This is a genomic window from Luteimonas sp. S4-F44, from assembly GCF_022637415.1.
Taxonomy (GTDB): domain Bacteria; phylum Pseudomonadota; class Gammaproteobacteria; order Xanthomonadales; family Xanthomonadaceae; genus Luteimonas.
Genome location: NZ_CP093340.1, coordinates 2,382,870 through 2,401,295, shown reverse-complemented (window position 1 = coordinate 2,401,295; position 18,426 = coordinate 2,382,870). Strand labels below are relative to the sequence as shown.

Annotated in this window: 16 protein-coding genes; 7 read left to right on the top strand and 9 right to left on the bottom strand. The window is 69.4% G+C overall.

What is annotated here, in order from left to right:
• Nucleotides 1-12: 12 nt before the first annotated feature.
• The 7 genes from bamA to pyrH form a co-directional block, all read right to left on the bottom strand.
• A complete protein-coding gene (gene bamA / locus MNO14_RS11055) occupies nucleotides 13-2,541 on the bottom strand; it encodes an outer membrane protein assembly factor BamA (RefSeq protein WP_241943796.1) in 2,529 nt (842 codons plus the stop codon).
• A gap of 65 nt (nucleotides 2,542-2,606) precedes the next feature.
• Nucleotides 2,607-3,971: an RIP metalloprotease RseP gene (rseP, locus tag MNO14_RS11050; RefSeq protein ID WP_241943795.1), complete on the bottom strand. Its 1,365-nt coding sequence runs from the start codon at nucleotides 3,969-3,971 to the stop codon at nucleotides 2,607-2,609.
• Between the two features lie 9 nt (nucleotides 3,972-3,980).
• Nucleotides 3,981-5,159: a 1-deoxy-D-xylulose-5-phosphate reductoisomerase gene (gene dxr, locus MNO14_RS11045; protein ID WP_241943794.1), complete on the bottom strand. Its 1,179-nt coding sequence runs from the start codon at nucleotides 5,157-5,159 to the stop codon at nucleotides 3,981-3,983.
• Between the two features lie 49 nt (nucleotides 5,160-5,208).
• Complete coding sequence (locus tag MNO14_RS11040) at nucleotides 5,209-6,048, bottom strand: phosphatidate cytidylyltransferase (protein WP_241943793.1); 840 nt, start codon at nucleotides 6,046-6,048, stop codon at nucleotides 5,209-5,211.
• Entirely contained in the window at nucleotides 6,045-6,758 is a 714-nt protein-coding gene (uppS, locus tag MNO14_RS11035) for a polyprenyl diphosphate synthase (RefSeq protein WP_241946322.1), read from the bottom strand. The genes MNO14_RS11040 and uppS overlap by 4 nt, the downstream gene beginning before the upstream one ends.
• 149 nt (nucleotides 6,759-6,907) lie before the next feature.
• The gene (gene frr / locus MNO14_RS11030) at nucleotides 6,908-7,465 is read right to left on the bottom strand and encodes a ribosome recycling factor (protein ID WP_241943792.1); all 558 of its coding nucleotides are present in this window, start codon (nucleotides 7,463-7,465) and stop codon (nucleotides 6,908-6,910) included.
• An 89-nt stretch (nucleotides 7,466-7,554) separates the two neighbouring features.
• The gene (pyrH, locus tag MNO14_RS11025; protein ID WP_183425800.1) at nucleotides 7,555-8,280 is read right to left on the bottom strand and encodes a UMP kinase; all 726 of its coding nucleotides are present in this window, start codon (nucleotides 8,278-8,280) and stop codon (nucleotides 7,555-7,557) included.
• Between the two features lie 171 nt (nucleotides 8,281-8,451).
• Between pyrH and MNO14_RS11020 the strand changes: the two genes are divergently transcribed.
• A complete protein-coding gene (locus MNO14_RS11020; RefSeq protein WP_241943791.1) occupies nucleotides 8,452-8,952 on the top strand; it encodes a DNA-binding protein in 501 nt (166 codons plus the stop codon).
• A gap of 133 nt (nucleotides 8,953-9,085) precedes the next feature.
• On the opposite strand, the gene MNO14_RS11015 is transcribed toward MNO14_RS11020, so the two are convergent.
• Complete coding sequence (locus MNO14_RS11015; RefSeq protein ID WP_241943790.1) at nucleotides 9,086-9,349, bottom strand: hypothetical protein; 264 nt, start codon at nucleotides 9,347-9,349, stop codon at nucleotides 9,086-9,088.
• Between the two features lie 281 nt (nucleotides 9,350-9,630).
• Between MNO14_RS11015 and MNO14_RS11010 the strand changes: the two genes are divergently transcribed.
• From MNO14_RS11010 to MNO14_RS10985, 6 genes are all read left to right on the top strand, one after another.
• Entirely contained in the window at nucleotides 9,631-12,519 is a 2,889-nt protein-coding gene (locus MNO14_RS11010; protein WP_241943789.1) for an EAL domain-containing protein, read from the top strand.
• A gap of 144 nt (nucleotides 12,520-12,663) precedes the next feature.
• Complete coding sequence (locus MNO14_RS11005; protein ID WP_241943788.1) at nucleotides 12,664-15,060, top strand: catalase; 2,397 nt, start codon at nucleotides 12,664-12,666, stop codon at nucleotides 15,058-15,060.
• Between the two features lie 91 nt (nucleotides 15,061-15,151).
• Nucleotides 15,152-16,168, top strand: a complete 1,017-nt coding sequence (locus tag MNO14_RS11000; RefSeq protein ID WP_241943787.1) for an acyl-CoA dehydrogenase — start codon at nucleotides 15,152-15,154, stop codon at nucleotides 16,166-16,168.
• Entirely contained in the window at nucleotides 16,156-16,929 is a 774-nt protein-coding gene (locus tag MNO14_RS10995; protein ID WP_241943786.1) for a PIG-L family deacetylase, read from the top strand. The genes MNO14_RS11000 and MNO14_RS10995 overlap by 13 nt, the downstream gene beginning before the upstream one ends.
• On the top strand, nucleotides 16,926-17,531 hold the full coding sequence (locus MNO14_RS10990) for a class I SAM-dependent methyltransferase (protein WP_241943785.1): 606 nt from the start codon (nucleotides 16,926-16,928) through the stop codon (nucleotides 17,529-17,531). The genes MNO14_RS10995 and MNO14_RS10990 overlap by 4 nt, the downstream gene beginning before the upstream one ends.
• Nucleotides 17,528-18,253: a glycosyltransferase gene (locus MNO14_RS10985; protein WP_241943784.1), complete on the top strand. Its 726-nt coding sequence runs from the start codon at nucleotides 17,528-17,530 to the stop codon at nucleotides 18,251-18,253. The genes MNO14_RS10990 and MNO14_RS10985 overlap by 4 nt, the downstream gene beginning before the upstream one ends.
• A gap of 19 nt (nucleotides 18,254-18,272) precedes the next feature.
• Here MNO14_RS10985 and MNO14_RS10980 read toward each other — a convergent pair whose 3' ends face one another.
• Nucleotides 18,273-18,419: a hypothetical protein gene (locus tag MNO14_RS10980; protein ID WP_241943783.1), complete on the bottom strand. Its 147-nt coding sequence runs from the start codon at nucleotides 18,417-18,419 to the stop codon at nucleotides 18,273-18,275.
• Nucleotides 18,420-18,426 lie beyond the last annotated feature (7 nt).

Below are 18,426 nucleotides of genomic sequence, written 5' to 3'. Positions count from 1 at the left end.
GGTCCGGGCGGCTCAGAACGCGCCGCCGAACGTGAACTGCAGCCGCTCGAGCTCGTCGCCGCCGCGGATCAGTTCGCCCGAACCGCCGCGGACTTCCTTCTGGCTGCGCAACGGATAGGCATAGCTGATCGAGATCGGGCCGACCGGCGCGCGCCACATCAGCGCCACGCCCGCCGAGGCACGCAGCTCCTTCGCTTCCCAGGAATCGACGTCGCGGAACACGTTGCCGAAGTCGACGAACGCCGAGATGCGCGCGGCAGGCGACTTGATCAGCTGCGGGAAGAACATCTCGAACGAACCGACGGTCTTCACCGCGCCGCCGATCGGCTGCAGGTAGCTGCTGGCGAACGCGGTCTCGCGCGGGCCCAGGGTGTTGTCGCGGAAGCCGCGCACCGAGCGCGCGCCACCGGCGTAGAAGTTCTCGAAGAACGGTAGGCCGGAGGCGGTGACCGTGCGCACGTAGTCGGGCGAGTTGGGCTCGCACGGCGCGCTCGGCGTCGGGTTGGGATTGGCTTCGGTCGGCGCGATGAAGCAGATGTTGCGCACGATGTCGTCGCCGTAGCTGTCGCCGTAGCCGATCTCGGCGCGGGTGTTGAGCACCAGGTAGCGGTTGATCGGCCAGTACTTGGAGATCTCGTAGTTGAGCTTGAAGTACTCGGCGGTCGAGCCGGGCAGGGTGGCCTCCAGCGAGACGCGCTGCAGCATGCCGCGGGTGGGCTGCAGGTAGTCGTTGCGGGTGTCGCGGGCCCAGGCCAGTTCGCTGCGCCAGGCGTGGAAGGTGCGCGAGCCGAAGGCCTCGATGTAGTCGACGATCGATTCGGGCGAGGAGCCGCGCCAGGCGAAGATCTGGTTGCGGTCGGCGCCGAACAGCAGCGAGATCGAGTCGTTCTCGGTCAGCGGGATACCCAAGATGGCCTGGCCGGCGGCGCTGGTGGAGGAGTACTGCGCGGTGTTGAACTCGGAGTTGTCGAACTCGCGCCACCACAGGTTGTAGCCCAGCGACATGCCGCCGTCAGTGAAGTACGGGTTCATGAACGAGAACGAGTAGCGCTGCAGGTAGACGTTACGCTGCGCCTCGACCGACACGCGGTTGCCGCTGCCCAGGAAGTTGTTCTGCGACAGCTGCACCGACGTGGTCACGCCGGCCAGCTGCGAGTAGCCCAGGCCGAACACGAAGCTGCCCGAGGTGGTCTCGGTCATGTTGAACACGACATCGACTTCATCGTTGCTGCCCGGCACCGGCTGGGTCTCGACGTTGACGCTGCCCGACTCGAAGTAGCCCAGGCGCTGCAGGCGGACCTTGGAGCGGTCGATCGCGGCCTGCGAGTACCAGCTGCCCTCGAACTGGCGCATCTCGCGGCGGATGACCTCGTCGGAAGTGCGGTTATTGCCCTTGAACTGGATGCGACGCACCTGCACGCGCGGGCCGGGCACGACCTGCAGGTTGATCGCCACGGTGCGGTTCTCGCGGTCGACCTCGGGGATCGGGTTGACCTGCGCGAACGCGTAGCCGATGTTGCCGAGCGTGGCGGTGATCGCGTCCGAGCTCAGCTCCAGCAGCGCGCGCGAGAACACCTGGTCCTTCTTGACGAAGACGCGGCTCTCGATCTCCTCCTTGGGCAGCACCGTGTTGCCGGTGATCTGCACGTCCGACACCTTGTAGATCTCGCCTTCGGTGATGCCGGCGGTGATGAACATGTCGGCCTTGTCGGGGCTGATCGCGACCTGGATGCTGTCTTCGCTGAAGTCGATATAGCCGCGGTCGAGGTAGAAGTTGTGCAGCTTCTCGCGGTCGCCCTCGAGCTTTTCGCGCGAATACTGGTCATCGCGGCGGTACCAGCTGAGCCAGTTGGATTCGCCCGATTCCCAGTTGTCGGTCAGCGTCTCGAGGTCGTAGACCTCGTTGCCGACGATGTTGATGTGGCGGATCTTGGCCGCCTTGCCTTCTTCGATATTGATCGCGATGTCGACGCGGTTGCGATCCAGCCGCGACACGGTCGGGGTGATCTTGACGTTGTACTTGCCGCGGTTGTTGTACTGGCGGACCAGTTCCTGGGTCACGCGGTCGAGATCGAGGCGGTCGAAGGTCTCGCCTTCCGACAGGCCGATGTCGTTGAGGCCCTTGGTCAGGTCCTCGGTCTTGATGTCCTTGTTGCCGTTGAGCGTGAGCCGGTTGATCGCCGGGCGCTCGGTCACGGTGAACACCAGGATGTCGCCCTGGCGTGCGACCTGGATGTCTTCGAAGAACCCGGTGCGGTAGAGCGCGCGGACCGCCTCGGAGATGCGGGTCTGGTTGACCGCGTCGCCGCGCTCGACCGGCAGGTACGTAAACACCGTACCCGCGCCAATGCGCTGCAGGCCGTCGACGCGGATGTCGCTGACGGTGAAGCTGCTGGCGGCCGGCGGCGCGAGCGGCGGCAGCGCTGCGGCCGGCGCGGCAGATGTGGCAGGTGCGTTGGCCGTCGTCTGGGCCCAGGCCGGCGTGGCGATCACCGCGGCGAGGGCGAGGGCGAGCAGGCGGCGGTCGGGGATACGCGTCATTCTTCGGGTCCGGGTAGGGGAGGGAGTCCGGCGCTGGGCGGCGGAAACCGGGTCGGGGCAGTCGTCTAGCGCACCAGTTGCAGGATGTCGTTGTAGAACGCCAGGCCCATCAGGCTGGCCAGCAGGGCCAGGCCGACATACTGCCCGGCCACCATCGTGCGCTCGCTCACGGGGCTGCCTTTGACCAACTCGATAAGGTAATACAACAGGTGGCCCCCATCCAGCAGGGGGATCGGGAGCAGGTTCAGGATCGCCAGGCTCAGCGACAGCAGGGCGAGGATCGTCAGATACCAGGCCGCGCCCTGTTGGGCGTAGGTGTTGGCCGCCCGGGCGATGGTGATCGGCCCGGCGACGGTGTTCTCCAGCGCCACCCGGCCGGAGAACGCCCGCCCGATCATGCCGACCAGCTGTCCGGCCAGATGGCCGACTTCGCGGACCGCGACCGGGGCGGCGGCGACCACGCCGTAGCGCTGCATCGCGTCCTTCGGGGGCATCGGCAGGTTGCGCGGGGGCGCGATGCCCAGCGCCCAGTACTGGCCGCGGCCCTCGGGCAGGTCCATGCGCCCGGGAGTGATTTCCAGCGCCAGGCGCTCGCCGTCGCGCGCGACCTCGATCATCGCCGCACCGCCGCGTTCGCCCAGCCGCTGGACCAGCGGACCGATGTCCTCGAACGCGCGCACCGGGCTGCCGTCCACCGCGGTCACGCGATCGCCCTCGGCCAGGATGCCCCAGGCGGCGCTGTCGGGCTCGACCCGTCCCACCAGCGGCGGCACCAGCAGATGCCGCGGCAGCAGACCGATGGCCTGGGTGAAGCGGCGCTGGTCGAAGTCGTCGGGCAACTGCGACAGACGCAGATCGCGCACGACCTGCCGGTTGCCGGCATCGGTGACGTGCAGCGCGATGTCGCGATGGTCGAGCGCAGCTGGCAGCAGCGCCTGGTGGACCTCCGACCAGGTCGGGGTGGCCCGGTCGCCGACCTGGTCGACGCGGTCGCCGGGGCGCAGGCCCGAGGCTTCGGCGATGCCGGTGCTCTGGCCCACCACCGGCGCGTAGTCGGGGCGACCGATCACGAACATCGCCCACAGCAGCAGGACGCACAGCAGCAGGTTGGCCAGCGGGCCGGCCGCCACGATCGCGATGCGCTTCCAGACCGAGGCGCGGTTGAAGGCGTGGGCGGCCTGGTCGGCCGGCACGGGGCTTTCGCGCTCGTCGAGCATCTTCACATAGCCGCCCAGCGGCAGGATCGCGATCTGGTACACGGTGCCGTCGCGTCCACGGCGCGACCACAGCGCGCGCCCGAAGCCGATCGAGAAGCGCAGCACCTTGACCCCGCAGCGGCGCGCGACCCAGTAATGCCCGAACTCGTGGAAGGTCACGAGCACGCCCAGGCTGACGATCAGCCACCACACCGAGCCGAAGAATTCAGACATCGCGCACGCTCAATGGACCACACCGGAATCGATCGCCTGCCCAGCGGCCCGCCGGGCTTGCGCATCGGCATCGCGCAACACGTCCAGCGAATCGGCAGGCAGGGTGGGGAGCGCGGCGAGCACATGCTCGACCAGCGCTGGAATGGCTAGAAAACGAATCCGTCCCTGAAGAAAGGCTGAAACCGCGACTTCGTTGGCGGCGTTCAGCAGCGCCGGGGCTGTGCCGCCGGCAATCAACGCCGCGCGCGCCAGCGCCAGGCAAGGGAAGGTGTCGGTGTCGGGCGCCTCGAAGTCGAGCCGGCCATGCTGCAGCAGGTCCAGCCCCGACACGCCCGAGGCGATGCGCTCCGGGCTGCCCAGGCCCACCGCCAGCGCGGTGCGCATGTCCGGCAATCCGAGCTGGGCGAGGGTGGAACCGTCGATGAACTCCACCAGCGAGTGCACCAGGCTCTGCGGGTGCACCAGTACGTCCAGGCGCTCGGACGGCGTGGCGAACAGGTGGTGGGCCTCGATCAGTTCCAGGCCCTTGTTCATCAGCGTTGCCGAGTCGACCGAGATCTTCGGGCCCATCGACCATTTGGGGTGGGCGACCGCCTGGGCCGGGGTCACCTCGGCCAGTGCCGCCCGGTCACGGCCACGGAACGGGCCGCCGGATGCGGTCAGCACGATTCGCGCCACCCCGCTGCGGTCGCCGTCGGCGGGCAGGCACTGGTGGATCGCGTTGTGCTCGCTGTCGATTGGCACGATGACCGCGCCGGCCTCGCGCGCGGCGCGCATCATCAGATCCCCGGCCAGCACCAGCGATTCCTTGTTGGCCAGCAGCACCCGCTTGCCGGCGCGTAATGCGGCGAGCGTGGAGTCGAGTCCGGCGGCGCCGACGATCGCCGCGACCACCGTGTCGCAGGCTTCGGCGTCGACCGCGAGCGCATCGAGCGCCGCCATACCGGCATGGGCCTGCGTCGCCAGGCCGGCCGCGCGCAACCCGCTGCGCAGAGCCGTCAAGCCCGATGGGTCGGCGATCACCGCATGGTCGGGCCGGTGTGTAGCGCACAGCGCGATCAGTGCGGACACATTGCTGCCGGCCGCGAGCACGCTGGCGCGCAGGCGCTGTGGATGCCGGGCGATGACGTCCAGCGCCGAGGTGCCGATCGAGCCGGTCGCGCCGAACACGGCGACACGGCGGATCATCGGGCGTCGGCCCGGCGGGGCAGGCAGCGGAGCGGGGCGGCCATCGTGTTCAGAACCCGAGCCAGATCTGCCCGAACGCGAACACCGGCAACGCGGCGAGCACGCTGTCGATGCGGTCGAGTACACCGCCGTGGCCAGGGATCAGGGTGCCCGAGTCCTTGGCGCCGGCCTGGCGTTTGAGCAGGCTTTCGAACAGGTCGCCGACCACCGAGGCCAGCACCGTCAGCACGGCGACCGCGGCCACCAGCGGCAGCTGGGCGAGCTGCGCGCCGGCCAGGGGGGCAAAGGCCAGCGCGACGACGAGGCCGGCGACGATACCGCCGGCCAGGCCTTCGACGGTCTTGTTGGGGCTGATCCGCGGCGCCAGCTTGCGGCGGCCGAAGCGGCGACCGGCGAAATAGGCGCCGGTGTCGGTGGCCCAGACGATCGCCAGCGCCAGCAGCAGCCAGCGGTTGCCATGTTCGCCGCCTTCATTGGCGTGGATCACGCACAACGCCGCCCACGCCGGGATCACCGCCAGCGTGCCGGCGGCGAGCTTGAAGATCCGCCCGCGGGCATCGGGTTCGGCGGCGAAATCGTAGCGGCGCAGCCACAGTGCTGCGGCCAGCCACCAGAGCACGCCGACCATGGTCAGTATCTTGAGCAGCACCAGCGAGCCGCCGCCGGTGGCCGATCCCCAGACGATGGCGACCATCAGCAGCAGGTTGAGCAGCAGCAGCGCGGTGCGCGCGAGCGTGTCCTCGACGCCGGCCAGCCGCAGCCATTCCCACAAGGCGGCGAGGAACACGATGGCCGAGACGGCCGCCATCCACGGGGTGTTGAGCAGCAGCACGGCGGCGATGGCGGTCGGGGCCATCAGCAGCGCGGCGAGGATGCGCGTGCTTGTCATTCGATGCTCTCCTTGTGCGGCGCGGTCGCAGCGATCTGCTCGCCGGTCAGGCCGAATCGGCGCTCGCGCGAGCCGTAGGCGGCCAGGGCCTGTTCGAGTTCCGCCACGCCCAGTTCCGGCCATAGCGTCGGCGTGAACCACAGTTCGGTATAGGCCAACTGCCACAGCAGAAAGTTGCTGATGCGCAGGTCGCCGCCGGTGCGGATGAACAGATCCGGTGCCGGCAGGTCGGCCAGGGCGACCCGTGCGCCGACCGCGGCCTCGTCGATGTCTTCCGGGCGCAGGCGGCCCGCGGCCACGTCCTGGGCCAGTGCGCGCGCCGCCATCGCGATGTCCTGCCGGCCGCCATAGCTCGCCGCGACGTTCAGTGCCAGCCGGGTATTGCCGGCGGTCTGCGCTTCGGCCGCGGCCATGCGTGCGCCCAGCGCCTCGCCGAAGCGCGCGCGCTCACCGATGAAGCGCAGACGCACGCCGCGGCGGTGCAGCTCGCCGACTTCGCGATCGAGCGCACCGAGGAACAGCTTCATCAGCGCCCCGACTTCGTCCTCGGGCCGTCCCCAGTTTTCGCTGGAGAACGCGAACAGCGTCAACGCCTCGATGCCGCGTTCCAGGCAGAAGTCGATGCACAGGTTGACCGTCCGTGCACCGGCGCGGTGCCCGATCGCCCGTGGCCGTCGCCGGCGTGCCGCCCAGCGGCCGTTGCCGTCCATGATGACGGCGATGTGCCTGGGGACCGGTTGATCGGGATTGGGGAATGCGGAATCGTTCAAGAGCGGTCCGTCTGCATCGCAGCCTGCTGCGGAAGGGGGGCACGACGCAGGACTCGGTTCCCGATTCCCGTCGTCCGAGTCCCGGCTGTTCAGACCGCCATCAATTCCTGTTCCTTGGCCTTGACCACATCGTCGACGTCCTTGATCGCCTTGTCGGTGATCTTCTGGATCTCGTCCTCGCTGCGGCGCACGTCGTCCTCGGAGACGAGCTTTTCCTTCAGCAACTCCTTGACCTGCTGGTTGGCATCGCGGCGGATGTTGCGGATCGCGACCTTGGCGTCCTCGCCCTCGCCGTGGACGACTTTGGTCAGGTCGCGGCGGCGTTCCTCGGTCAGTGCCGGGATGTTGAGGCGGATCGTGGTGCCGGCCGTATTCGGGGTCAGGCCGAGGTCGGAGCCCAGGATCGCTTTCTCGACCGCGCCCACCATCTGCTTTTCCCAGGGGGTGATGGTCAGCGAGCGGGCATCACTCACGGTGACGCTGGCGACCTGCGTCAGTGGCATGTCCGAACCGTAGTAGTTGACCTTCAGGTGGTCGACCAGGGCGGTCGAGGCGCGGCCGGTGCGGACCTTGACCAGGGCGTGGCGCAGGGCCTCGACGCTCTTGGCCATGCGGGTCTGGGTGTCTTTCTTGATGTCGTTGAGCATGCGCGCCCCCGGTCCGTGTGCTGAATCGGAGGATTATAAGCGGCCGGGACTGGCGCGGGGCGGCGGGCGCCCCGTGCCGGCCGGCGGGTTCAGCCGCGTCCCTGGACCAGCGTTCCGATCGGCTCGCCGCGCAGGATCCGCAGCAGCACGCCGGGCTGGCCCATGTCGAAGATGCGCAGCGGCAGATCGGAATCGCGGGCCAGCGCGAAGGCCGCGGTGTCCATGACCTCCAGGCCCTGACCCAGCACCTCGTCGTAGGTCAGGCGGTCGTAGCGCTTGGCGCCGGGCACCTTCTTGGGGTCGGCGTCGTAGACGCCGTCGACCTTGGTCGCCTTGAGCAGCAGGTCGGCGCCGATCTCGATCGCGCGCAGCGCAGCCCCCGAATCGGTGGTGAAGAACGGCGTACCGACGCCGGCGGCGAAGATCCCGATCCGGCCCTTTTCCAGGTGACGGATCGCGCGGCGGCGGATGTAGTCCTCGCAGACATCGTTGATCTTGATCGCGCTCATCACCCGCACGCGCGCGCCGCGCTTTTCCAGCGCGTCCTGCATCGCCAGCGCATTGATGACCGTGGCCAGCATGCCCATCTGGTCGCCGGTCACCCGGTCCATGCCACCGGCAGCCAGTCCGGCGCCGCGGAAGATATTGCCGCCGCCGATGACCAGGCCGAGCTCGGCGCCGGCCTTCTGCGCCTCGATGACCTCTTCGGCCAGCCGGCCGATCACCTTCGGGTCGATGCCGTAGTCCTCATCCCCCATCAGCGCCTCGCCGGACAGCTTGAGCAGGACGCGGCGATAGGCGAGAGGTGAGGTCATGGCGGACTCCGGAGATTGGGGGCGCGTGAATTCTAGAAGATCGACGCCATTCGCGCTCACGTCGGGTGTCGCATTTTTTTCGCGAAAGCCCGGGCGAAAACATCGCGGGGTCGCATGTCCTTGATCGGTGGCTTGCTAATCGCAGCCTCTCGTCCATCGAGGAAGCGTGCCATGCCGGAGAAGAAGACCACCGCCCGTGCCACGAAGGCCAAGCGCGAGGGCAAGTCCGCCAGCACCCAGGCCGGCGAGTTCGTGCGCGAGGAGATCGAGCACGTCCGCGAGGGCAAGCACGGCGCCAAATCGACCAAGCAGGCGATCGCGATCGGCCTGTCGAAGGCGCGACGCGCGGGCGTCGATGCCAAACCCGGCAAGACGGCGTCCAAGGCGACGAAGAAGAAAGCCGCGCAGGATGCGGCCAAGGCCGGCACCGACGCGCACCCGTCGGCGGCCCGCTCCCGCGGCGCCAAGCAGGCGCTCAAGACGGCGAGCAAAAAGACATCGGCCAAGCAAGTCGCCGGCAAACAAGCCTTGTCCACCCAGGCCAAGAAGGCGGCGTCCAAGCGCACCGCAGCCGACCGCTCGGCCGTCGCGAAGAAGGCCGCCAAGACCAAGGGCGCGGCCGGTCGCAAGGCGGCCGCCAAGAAGGCTGCACGGACGCGCGAGAACGCGTGAGCACGCGGCGACCACGCATGTCAGACGACCGATGATGCCGGTAGCGAGGCCGATACCGCGGTCCCGACACGGCGGCGGCGCGGGGTCTGCGCCACGCCATGCCGAGGACCAGGCGTGGCCGTGCGCATGCCGCTCAGTCGGGCGCGGCGTCGCTGTTGTCGTCGGACGCCTGGCGGTCGGCATCCGGCGACGCCGCTTCGACGGTGCCGTCGGCCTTCACCCGACGGACGAATGTCGGGCCGGTGATCAGCGCCGGATCGTTGCCCTCGGCCGATGGGTTGTTGTCGTGCGCGTAGTCGGCGCCGCGGGCGGCGATCCGGTCGTTGACGGCGACATTGTCGGCCTGTTGCGGCTGGTCGGGCTGGGGGTCCGAGGCGATATCGGATTCACGCGTCATGGCTGCGCTCCAGGAAGGCGGGTGGCGCATGGTGGCCTTGTGGCGGGCGAGCTCGGTGTGAACCGCTTGTCTGTCTGTGTCGCAGGGCGCAGCTTTTAGTATCGAAGAGCGTGACGCCACGCACACGTCGCCCGCGCCTACCATCGAGCAGCGCCCGCCTGTTGCACTGTCTCCGACCACGGTCGCACCACACCAAATCGCGGAGCCGAGCAGGGGAGTTCGGAATGCCGAGCAAGCAGGCTATCGAGCGCAGGAGCGGCCGAAGTGGCTCGACTGCGCCCGTGCGCGTGATCGGACTGGCGCTCGGCGTGGCCTTGAGCGTGGGCGTGGTCGTGTTGTTGCTGCTCGACCGGCAGACGCGCATGCAGGCCGCCGATCGCCAGAGCCTGGCGATGGCGACCGGTGTCGATCGGCTGCTGCACCTGGAACTGCGCAACATCGAGCGCGCGCTGGGCGGGATCGCCGCCGATCTCGGCGACGATCCGGTGCCCGCGCGGGTGCAGGACGCGATCGGGGGCGTTGTCGCTCGCCACGCGGAGCTCGCCTCGATCGTGCTGTGCGACGCCCAGGGACGCGCGCTTTCGCCCGGCCCCGACGTGCCCGACCTGCACGCCTGGCGGACCGCCGAGTCCGCCGCCGGACCGGCAGCGCTGCGCCTGGGCGGGCTGCGGCGCGGGGATGCCGGCTGGGAGTTGCCGCTCGCGTTCCCGGACGGCCACGGCCGGTGGCTGGTGGCCAGGCTTCTGACGCGCGAACTCGACGCGATGACCGTCGGCTTCGATGTCGGCCGGTTCGGCAGCATCGTGATCTACACCCATGATGGGCGCGTGGTCTCGCGGTTCGGCCGCGGCCCGTCGCAGGTCGGACGTCGGGTCGCGCTGCCCGCGCTGGCCGCATCGCACGGGGCGCGCTTCAACATCCGGCGGGTCAGCTCGCTCGACCACATCGATCGCGCGATGGGGTTCAGCCGCACCAGCGACTACCCGCTGGTGGTCAGCGGCGGCTTGAGTGTGCGCGAGGTGCTGGCGCCATGGCGCCTTTATGTCGGCACGGCGCTGGCACTGGTCGCGACGTACTGGATCGCGCTGGCGGCGGTCTTGGCGCGGTTGCGCGCCAACGAACGCGCGCAGACCGGGCTGCTGGCCGAGATCGAGACCCAGACACGTTGGTTGCGGCAGGCGCAACTGGCCTCGCAGATTGGCGTGTGGCGGATCGAGGCCGGCGATGACCGGGTGCGCGTGACCGACGAGATGGCGGCGTTGTTCGGCCTGGTGCCCGAAGGCGGCACGATCGCGCTCGACGCCTTCTTCGCGCGCATGCACCCCGACGACCGGAGCAAGGCCCTCGCCCAGTTCACGCAGTTGCGCGGCAGCGGCCAGCCTTATGAGCAGGAGTACCGCGTGGTGTTGCCCGATGGCCGCATCCGCTGGCTCAAGGGCAGCGGCGCGACCGTGACCGACGGCGGTCGCGAGGTGATGACCGGGACGGTGATCGACATCACCGAGCGGCGCGATGCGCAGATGCGGATCGAGCGCGCGCAGATGCAGTTCCGCCAGTTGTTCGAGCGCAATCCACTGCCGGCCTGGCTCTACGACGTGGGCACGCTGGACGTGCTCGCGGTCAACGAAGCGGCGATCGAGGTGTATGGCTACAGCCGTGAGACGTTCGTCGGCATGCGCGTGACCGATCTGCTCGCGCCCGAGGACCGCGATGTCGGCACCGATGTGATCCTGCGTCAAGGTGAGGGCAGCAGCGAGCGGACCTGGACGCTGGTCACGCAAGACGGGCGGCGGATCGAGGCTCGTGTCCACGCCCGCGACATCGAGATGGACGGCGCACGCGCGCGGCTGGTGCTGGCCGAGGATATCGGTGCGCGCCTGGTCTACGAGCGCGAACTGGCCTGGCGTGCCAGCCACGATCCGGCGACCGGCATGTTGACGCTCGCCGCGCTGGCCGAGCAGCTCGACGCGCAATGCGCGACGCGCCCCTGCGATGGATTCTCGATCGCCTATGTGCAGTTGCGCGACCTGGAGTTGATCGCCCCCACACTCGGGCGCCGGACCGGCGAGGCGGTGCTGCGCGAAGCGGCCGGTCGGTTTGCGCGGATCGCCGAGCGCTACGGGCTCGGCGGCCATGCGCCGCCCGAGACCTTCGCGATTGCCGCATTCGATCCTGCGGACCTGCCGGCGTTGGTCGAGGACCTGGTCGCGGCCAGCCAGTCGCCGGTAGAAGCCGATGGCGGCATGTTCCCGCTCGAGGCCTGGATCGGCTTGGCCGACGGGCCGTGCGAGGACGGCGGCGCCGAACATGTGATCGCGCACGCCGCACTCGCGGCGTTCCAGGCACGACGCGGGCGGACCGCGGTTGTGCGCTACGACACGGCGATGGCCGTTCAGGCGGCCGAGCGGCTGGCGCTGCTCCGGCGCCTGCGCAAGGCGTTCGACCGGCGCCAGTTCGAGTTGTTCTACCAACCGATCCAGCGCCTGAGCGATGGCCGCGTGGTGGCGTTCGAGGCGCTGTTGCGCTGGCGCCAGGACGACGGCAGCTTCGTCCCCCCGTCGCTGTTCGTGCCGCTGTGCGAGGAGTCCGGTCTGATCGTGCCGATCGGGGCCTGGGTCATCGAGGAGGCGGCGCGTGCGAGCCGCCGGCTGGCCGATGCGGGCGCTGACGTCGCGATCGCGGTGAACGTATCGGCGGTGCAGTTTGAGGCCGGGCTACCGGCCGATGCGATCCGGGCGCTGCGCCAAGTGCACGCATTGCGCCCAGGTGCGCTGCACCTTGAATTGACCGAGAGCGTGCTGCTGCGCGATCCCGACGCGGTCCGCGCCCAGATGGGGCGGCTGCGCGACGAGGGCGCGTGTCTGTCGATCGACGATTTCGGGACTGGCTTCTCGAGCATGGCGTACCTGCGCGAGTTGCCACTCGATTCGCTGAAGATCGACCGCGCTTTCGTGCGGGATGTCGTCGACGACGTGCGCAGCGCCGCCATCTGCCGGGCGCTGATCGATCTGGGCCACGGCCTGGGCCTGTTGGTCATCGCAGAGGGCGTGGAAGACGCGGCGCAGCGCGACTGGTTGATAGCCCATGGCTGCGATCAGGCGCAGGGCTACCACTTCGGAGGGCCGCAGCCACTGGAGGCCACGCTCGCGCTGCTCGCCCGGGCGCACTGAGCCGGAGGCATCGCCGGCCGGCGCCGTGGGTCGGCACAACTCGCGTGGTCGGTCGTGGTGCGCCGCAGCATGTGCACGGCGCCCGCACATCGGCCGCTTTAGCGTGTGGAGATTCGATCCCCGGCGTCCAGGAGCACCACCCAGATGGCCAAGTCCACGAAATCCACGAAGCGACCCGCAGCCTCGAAGGCTGCGCAGCAGGTGTCCGCCGCGCGCGCGTCCGACAGTGCGGCGTCCAAGGCGCCCGCACCGGGTGCCGGCGATCTCCAGGCCGAGCAAGCGGCTGATACGGAGGTTCTCGCCGCGCAGTTCGCCCACAACGAGAACAAGGCATCCGAATACGGCCGCGAACGCGCGACCACGCCCCCGGCCGGACAGCAGGCGACGCCGCCCTCGGATCTGCCGACCGCCAGCACCCTGGGTGAATCCAATGCGTCGGCGAAGGTCGGCACACGGCCGGCGCCCGGTGCCAACCCCACTGTCGAGTCGCTCGACCGCGTCCGCGTCGACGCCACCGGGCAGCGGTTGACTACCAATCAAGGGGTGCCCGTCGCCAATAACCAGGACTCGCTCAAGGCGGGACTGCGCGGCCCGGCGTTGCTGAAGGATTTCATCCTCCGCGAGAAAATCACCCACTTCGACCATGAACGTATTCCCGAGCGCATCGTGCACGCGCGCGGCTCGGGCGCGCATGGGTACTTCGAATGCTACGAGGCGGTGCCCTCGCTGACCTGCGCGGCGCCGTTCCAGGAAGCGGGCAAGATCACCCCGGTGTTCGTGCGCTTTTCGACCGTGGCCGGCGAGCGGGGCTCGAAGGACACCGCGCGCGACGTGCGCGGCTTCGCGGTGAAGTTCTACACCGACGAGGGCAACTGGGACCTGGTCGGCAACAACATCCCAGTGTTCTTCATCCAAGACGCGATGAAATTTCCGGATCTGGTGCATGCGGTCAAGCCCGAGCCACACCATGCAATGCCGCAGGCGGCGTCCGCGCACGACACGTTCTGGGATTTCGTCTCGCTGATGCCTGAGTCCACGCACATGCTGCTGTGGCAGATGTCGGACCGGGCGATCCCGCGCAGCTACCGCATGATGCAAGGCTTCGGTGTGCACACTTTCCGCTTCGTGACCGCCGAGGGCGCGTCGTCGTTCGTGAAGTTCCACTGGACGCCGGTGTTCGGCACGCATGCGCAACTGTGGGACGAGGCGGTCAAGATCTCCGGCTGCGATCCCGACTTCCATCGCCGCGACCTGTGGGAAGCGATCGAGGCGGGCGAGTATCCGGAGTGGGAACTGGCCGTGCAGGTGTTCTCCGAAGACGACGCCGAGCGTTTCTCGTTCGACGTGCTCGACGCGACCAAGCTCGTGCCCGAGGAACTGGTGCCGCTGACCCCGCTGGGGCGTCTGGTGCTCAACCGCAATCCGGACAACTTCTTCGCCGAGACCGAGCAGGTGGCGTTCTGCACCGCGCACGTGATCCCGGGCATCGACTTCACCAACGACCCGCTGCTCGCCGGACGCATCCATTCCTACGTCGACACCCAGATTTCGCGGCTCGGCGGTCCGAACTTCCATGAGTTGCCGATCAATGCCCCGATCGCGCCGGTCCACAACAATCAGCGCGACGGCATGCACCGGCAGGCGATCCATCGCGGCAAGGTCGCCTACGAGCCCAACTCGCTCGGTGGCGGCTGTCCGTTCCAGGCCGGCAAGGCCGGCTTCGTGCCGTTTCCCGAGCCCGTCGAGCAGGACGAGGTGCGCGGCAAGCCCGAGCGGTTCGCCGAGCATTTCAACCAGGCGACCTTGTTCTACAACAGCCAGACCAAGATCGAGCAGGCGCACATCGTCGCTGCGTTCCGCTTCGAACTGTCGAAGGTGACCGTGCCGGCGATCCGCGAGCGGGTGGTGTCGATGCTGCGCAATGTCTCCGACGATCTCGCCGAGCAGGTCGCCGCGGGCCTGGGCATGCCGTTGCCCGAGCCGATGCCGCGCGTGTTGCCTGACCCGCCGGCGCCTGAGGTCGAGGTGTCGCCGGCGCTGTCGATGCTCGCGCGTCCGGGCGAGGCGGGTATCCGCACGCGCAAGATCGCGATCCTGGTCAATGAGGGCAGCAATGCCGACCAGGTCGCCGCGCTGCAGAAGACCCTGCTGGCCGAAGGCGCGGTCGGCCGGCTGGTCGGCCCACGCGTGGGGCCGTTCACCGCCGCTGACGGCGCCAGCCTCGATGCCGATGCCTCGCTGGAGAATGAGCCGTCGGTGCTGTTCGACGGCGTTGCGATCCCGGGCGGCGAGGGTGCCGGGCAGTTGGCGCGCGACGGGCGCGCAGTGGAGTTCGTCAGCGACCAGTTCCGCCATTGCAAGGCGATCCTGGCCTTCGGCAACGGCGCCGATCTGCTCGAGGCGGCTGGCATTCCGGTCAATGGCGAGGATGCCGCGTTGATCGTGGCCCGCGATGCTGGCAAAGCGTCGATCGGACGCTTCGTCAAGGCGCTGGCGCAGCATCGCAACTTCGATCGCGAGCGCGATCCGCCGTTGATCTGAAGCCTGCGCCGTGCGCCGCGATAGCTGCTCGCCGTCTGTCGGCGCTATGAGCGCGGGCCACGCTTGACCTTGCCTTCCCGGAGCCGACGCCATGTCCCTGTCCGCCATGCCCCCTCCGTTGTTGTCCGCCGCGTCCGGGCGCGGCCGCATCGCGGCCGCTGCGACGCCGCTGCAGGCCGGTGTCCGCGCCTGCCTGGCCCAGCGCCCTGCATTGCCGCTCCCTGGCGCCGGTGCGACGCTCGAGCGCTGGCGTGCATTGGCTGGCATCGCCGCTGATGATCTGTGCGTCGTCAAGGTCATGGAGGCGCATTACGACGCACTGGCGATCCTCGCCGAGCTCGATGCCGAAGCACCACCAGCGGATCAGCTGTTTGCGGTGTGGGCCGCCGAGCCTCCGGATGCGCGCGTGCAGTTCGTCGCGCAGGACGGCGCCGAGGGACGCCTGGACGGGATCAAGGCCTGGTGCTCGGGCGCCGACCTGGTCGACGCCGCGCTGGTCACCGCGCACGAAGGCGATGCGCGCGTGCTCGTGCGCGTCGCCTTGCGTCAGCCCGGTGTCGAGCGCCTGCGCGGTGGCTGGCATGCGATCGGCATGGGGCGCGTCCATAGTGGGCGCGTGGCCTTCGATGGTGCGCGCGCGACCCGGGTGGGCGCGCCTGGCGCCTATCTGGCGCGGCCGGGCTTTTGGCACGGCGGTGCCGGCATCGCCGCCTGCTGGTTCGGCGCGACCGCCGCGATCGCGGAACGCCTGCGGACCCATCCGCGCATCGCCACCGATGTGCATGCGGCCGCACATCTGGGCGCGATTGACATCGCATTGTCGGCCGCGGCCGCTGTGCTGCGCGAGACCGCAGCGCTGATCGACACGGCGCCCACCGCGCCGCACACCGCGGCGGTGATCCGGGTGCGCTCGCTGCTCGAGCGCGTGGCGACCGAGGTCGTGGACCGCGTCGGCCGCGCGCTGGGAGCGGGCCCCTTGTGTGAGGACCTCGATCATGCGCGGCGTTGCGCGGACCTCACCACGTTTATCCGGCAGAGCCATGCCGAGCGCGATTGGACGGCGCTGGGCGAGGCGGTGGCGCGACAGGAGGCGGCTTGGACGCTGTAGCCGAGGGACGGGACCGGGCGAAGCCGACGATCGTCGGCGACGGCCAGCACGAGGGCGCCTGGCGCGTGTCCGCCTGGCTGCAGGCGCTACCACGCATCACCGCCGACGCTTGCCTGGCCGGTGTCGCGCGCCTGGTCGTGGTGTCGCCGCATCCCGACGACGAAGTGCTCGGTTGCGGCGGTCTGATGGCCGAGGCCGGCCTGCGCGGACTGCCGGTGCACGTGGTCTCGGTGACCGACGGGGAAGCCTGCTACGCGGACGATCCTCGATGGCCGCCAGCGCACACGCGGGCCGTGCGACGCGCCGAGCTTCGGGCTGCGCTGAACGTGCTGAGCGGCAAAGTGCCGGTGACGGTCGCGACACTGGATCTGGGCGACGGCCGGATCGGCGCTGGCCAATTGGCCCTGGTCGCGCGGATTGCGGGTGAACTGCGCACGGGCGACCGGGTGCTGACCACCTGGCGGCACGACGGACATCCCGACCACGAGGCGACGGCGCGTGCGACCGCCGACGCCGCAGGCCGGGTCGGCGCGTCGCTGCAAGAGTTTCCCGTCTGGGGCTGGCATTGGCTGGATCCGACTGCCGCGTCGCCGCCGTTCGCCGATGCGTACGCCGTCCGGCTGTCCGCGCAGGCCGTCGCCAGCAAGGCCCGGGCCCTGGACTGCTTCGTCTCGCAGCGCGCTGGCGGGCATGCCACGCCGATCCTGCCGCCGCATGTGATCGCGCGTTTCTCGCGAGACTTCGAGGTCCTGCTGCCATGAATGCCGTCGCCTCTACCTCGCCCGACTACTTCCATGCGCTGTACACGGACGACGATCCGTTCGGCTGCCGGCACCGCTGGTACGAGGCGCGCAAACGTGCGCTGTTGCTGGCAAGCCTGCCGGCGGAGGCCTACGACGCCGGTTGGGAGATCGGCTGTTCCAACGGCGAACTCACCGTCGCGCTCGCGGCTCGATGCCGCACATTGCTGGCGACCGATCTCGATCCACGCGCGGTCGAGCTGGCGCGCGCGCGCACCGCGACCTGCGCTGGCGTGCACGTCGACGCCATGCACCATCCGCAGCAGTGGCCGACGGGCACGTTCGATCTGATCGTGCTCAGCGAGGTCGGCTATTACCTCGCCCCCGACGCGCTTGACGCGTTGCTGGCCCGGTTGCCGACGAGTCTGCGCGATGCGGGGGTGTTCGTCGCCTGTCATTGGCTGCACCCCTTCGACGAGGCGCCGCAGAACGGCCGCCAGGTCCATGCCGCGATCGCGCAAGCGCTCGGCGCGCCGGCGTTCCGCTACGAGGATGCCGACCTGCTGTTCGAAGGCTGGTCGGTCTCGCCGCATTCGGTCGCGCAACGCGAGGCGTTGCGATGATCGGCGTGGTCGTGCCGGCCCACAACGAGGAAGCCTTGCTCGGCCGATGCCTGGCGTCGGTACGTGCGGCCGCCGCCGATCCGCAGCTGGCCGGTGAGACGGTCCACGTGGTGGTGGCGCTGGATCGCTGCAGCGACCGCAGCGCGGAGATCGCCGCGGCGCACGGTGCGACCGGACTCGTGGTCTGTGGCGGCAATGTCGGCAGCGCCCGCGACGCCGGCATGCGCGCGGCGATCGCTGCCGGTGCGCGCTGGCTGGCGAGTACCGACGCGGACTCGGTGGTGTCGCTCGACTGGTTGTCGGGTCAACTGGTCTGCGGCGGCGATGCGTTCTGCGGCATGGTCGCCGTCGACGACTGGCTCGATTACGCACGCGACGTTCGCGATGCGTACGATCGCAGCCACCTGCGCCGTGACGGCCATCTGCACGTCCATGGCGCGAATCTCGGGCTGACCGCCGAGGCCTACCTGCGCTGCGGCGGATTTCCGCCCATTGTCGCGCACGAGGACGTCGCGCTGGTCGATGCCTTGGTCGCCTGCGGTGCCCGGATCGCGCGCTGCGCGGCGCCCATCGTGCGCACCAGTGCACGCCGCAGCTCGCGTGCGCGGCAGGGATTTGGCGACTATCTGCGGGCGCTCGAGGCGCGCGTCCAGTCGGTCGCGGCCTTCGGAAGTGGCGAACCGCACCCGGCCGATCCGGTCCCGGTGGCGCAGGGGCCCTGAACTGATCAGCTGGGCGGCTTCAGTGATGCGTGCTGGCCACGCTGGCGCGGCAGATCGCCACCCAATTGCGCGACGACAGCGCGCGTGGCGTGTCGAAATGGTTGTTCCTCGGCCAGATCGCGGGGAAGGTGGTTTTTCGGTTCGGAAAAACAGCGATCCCGGGCATCGCGCCC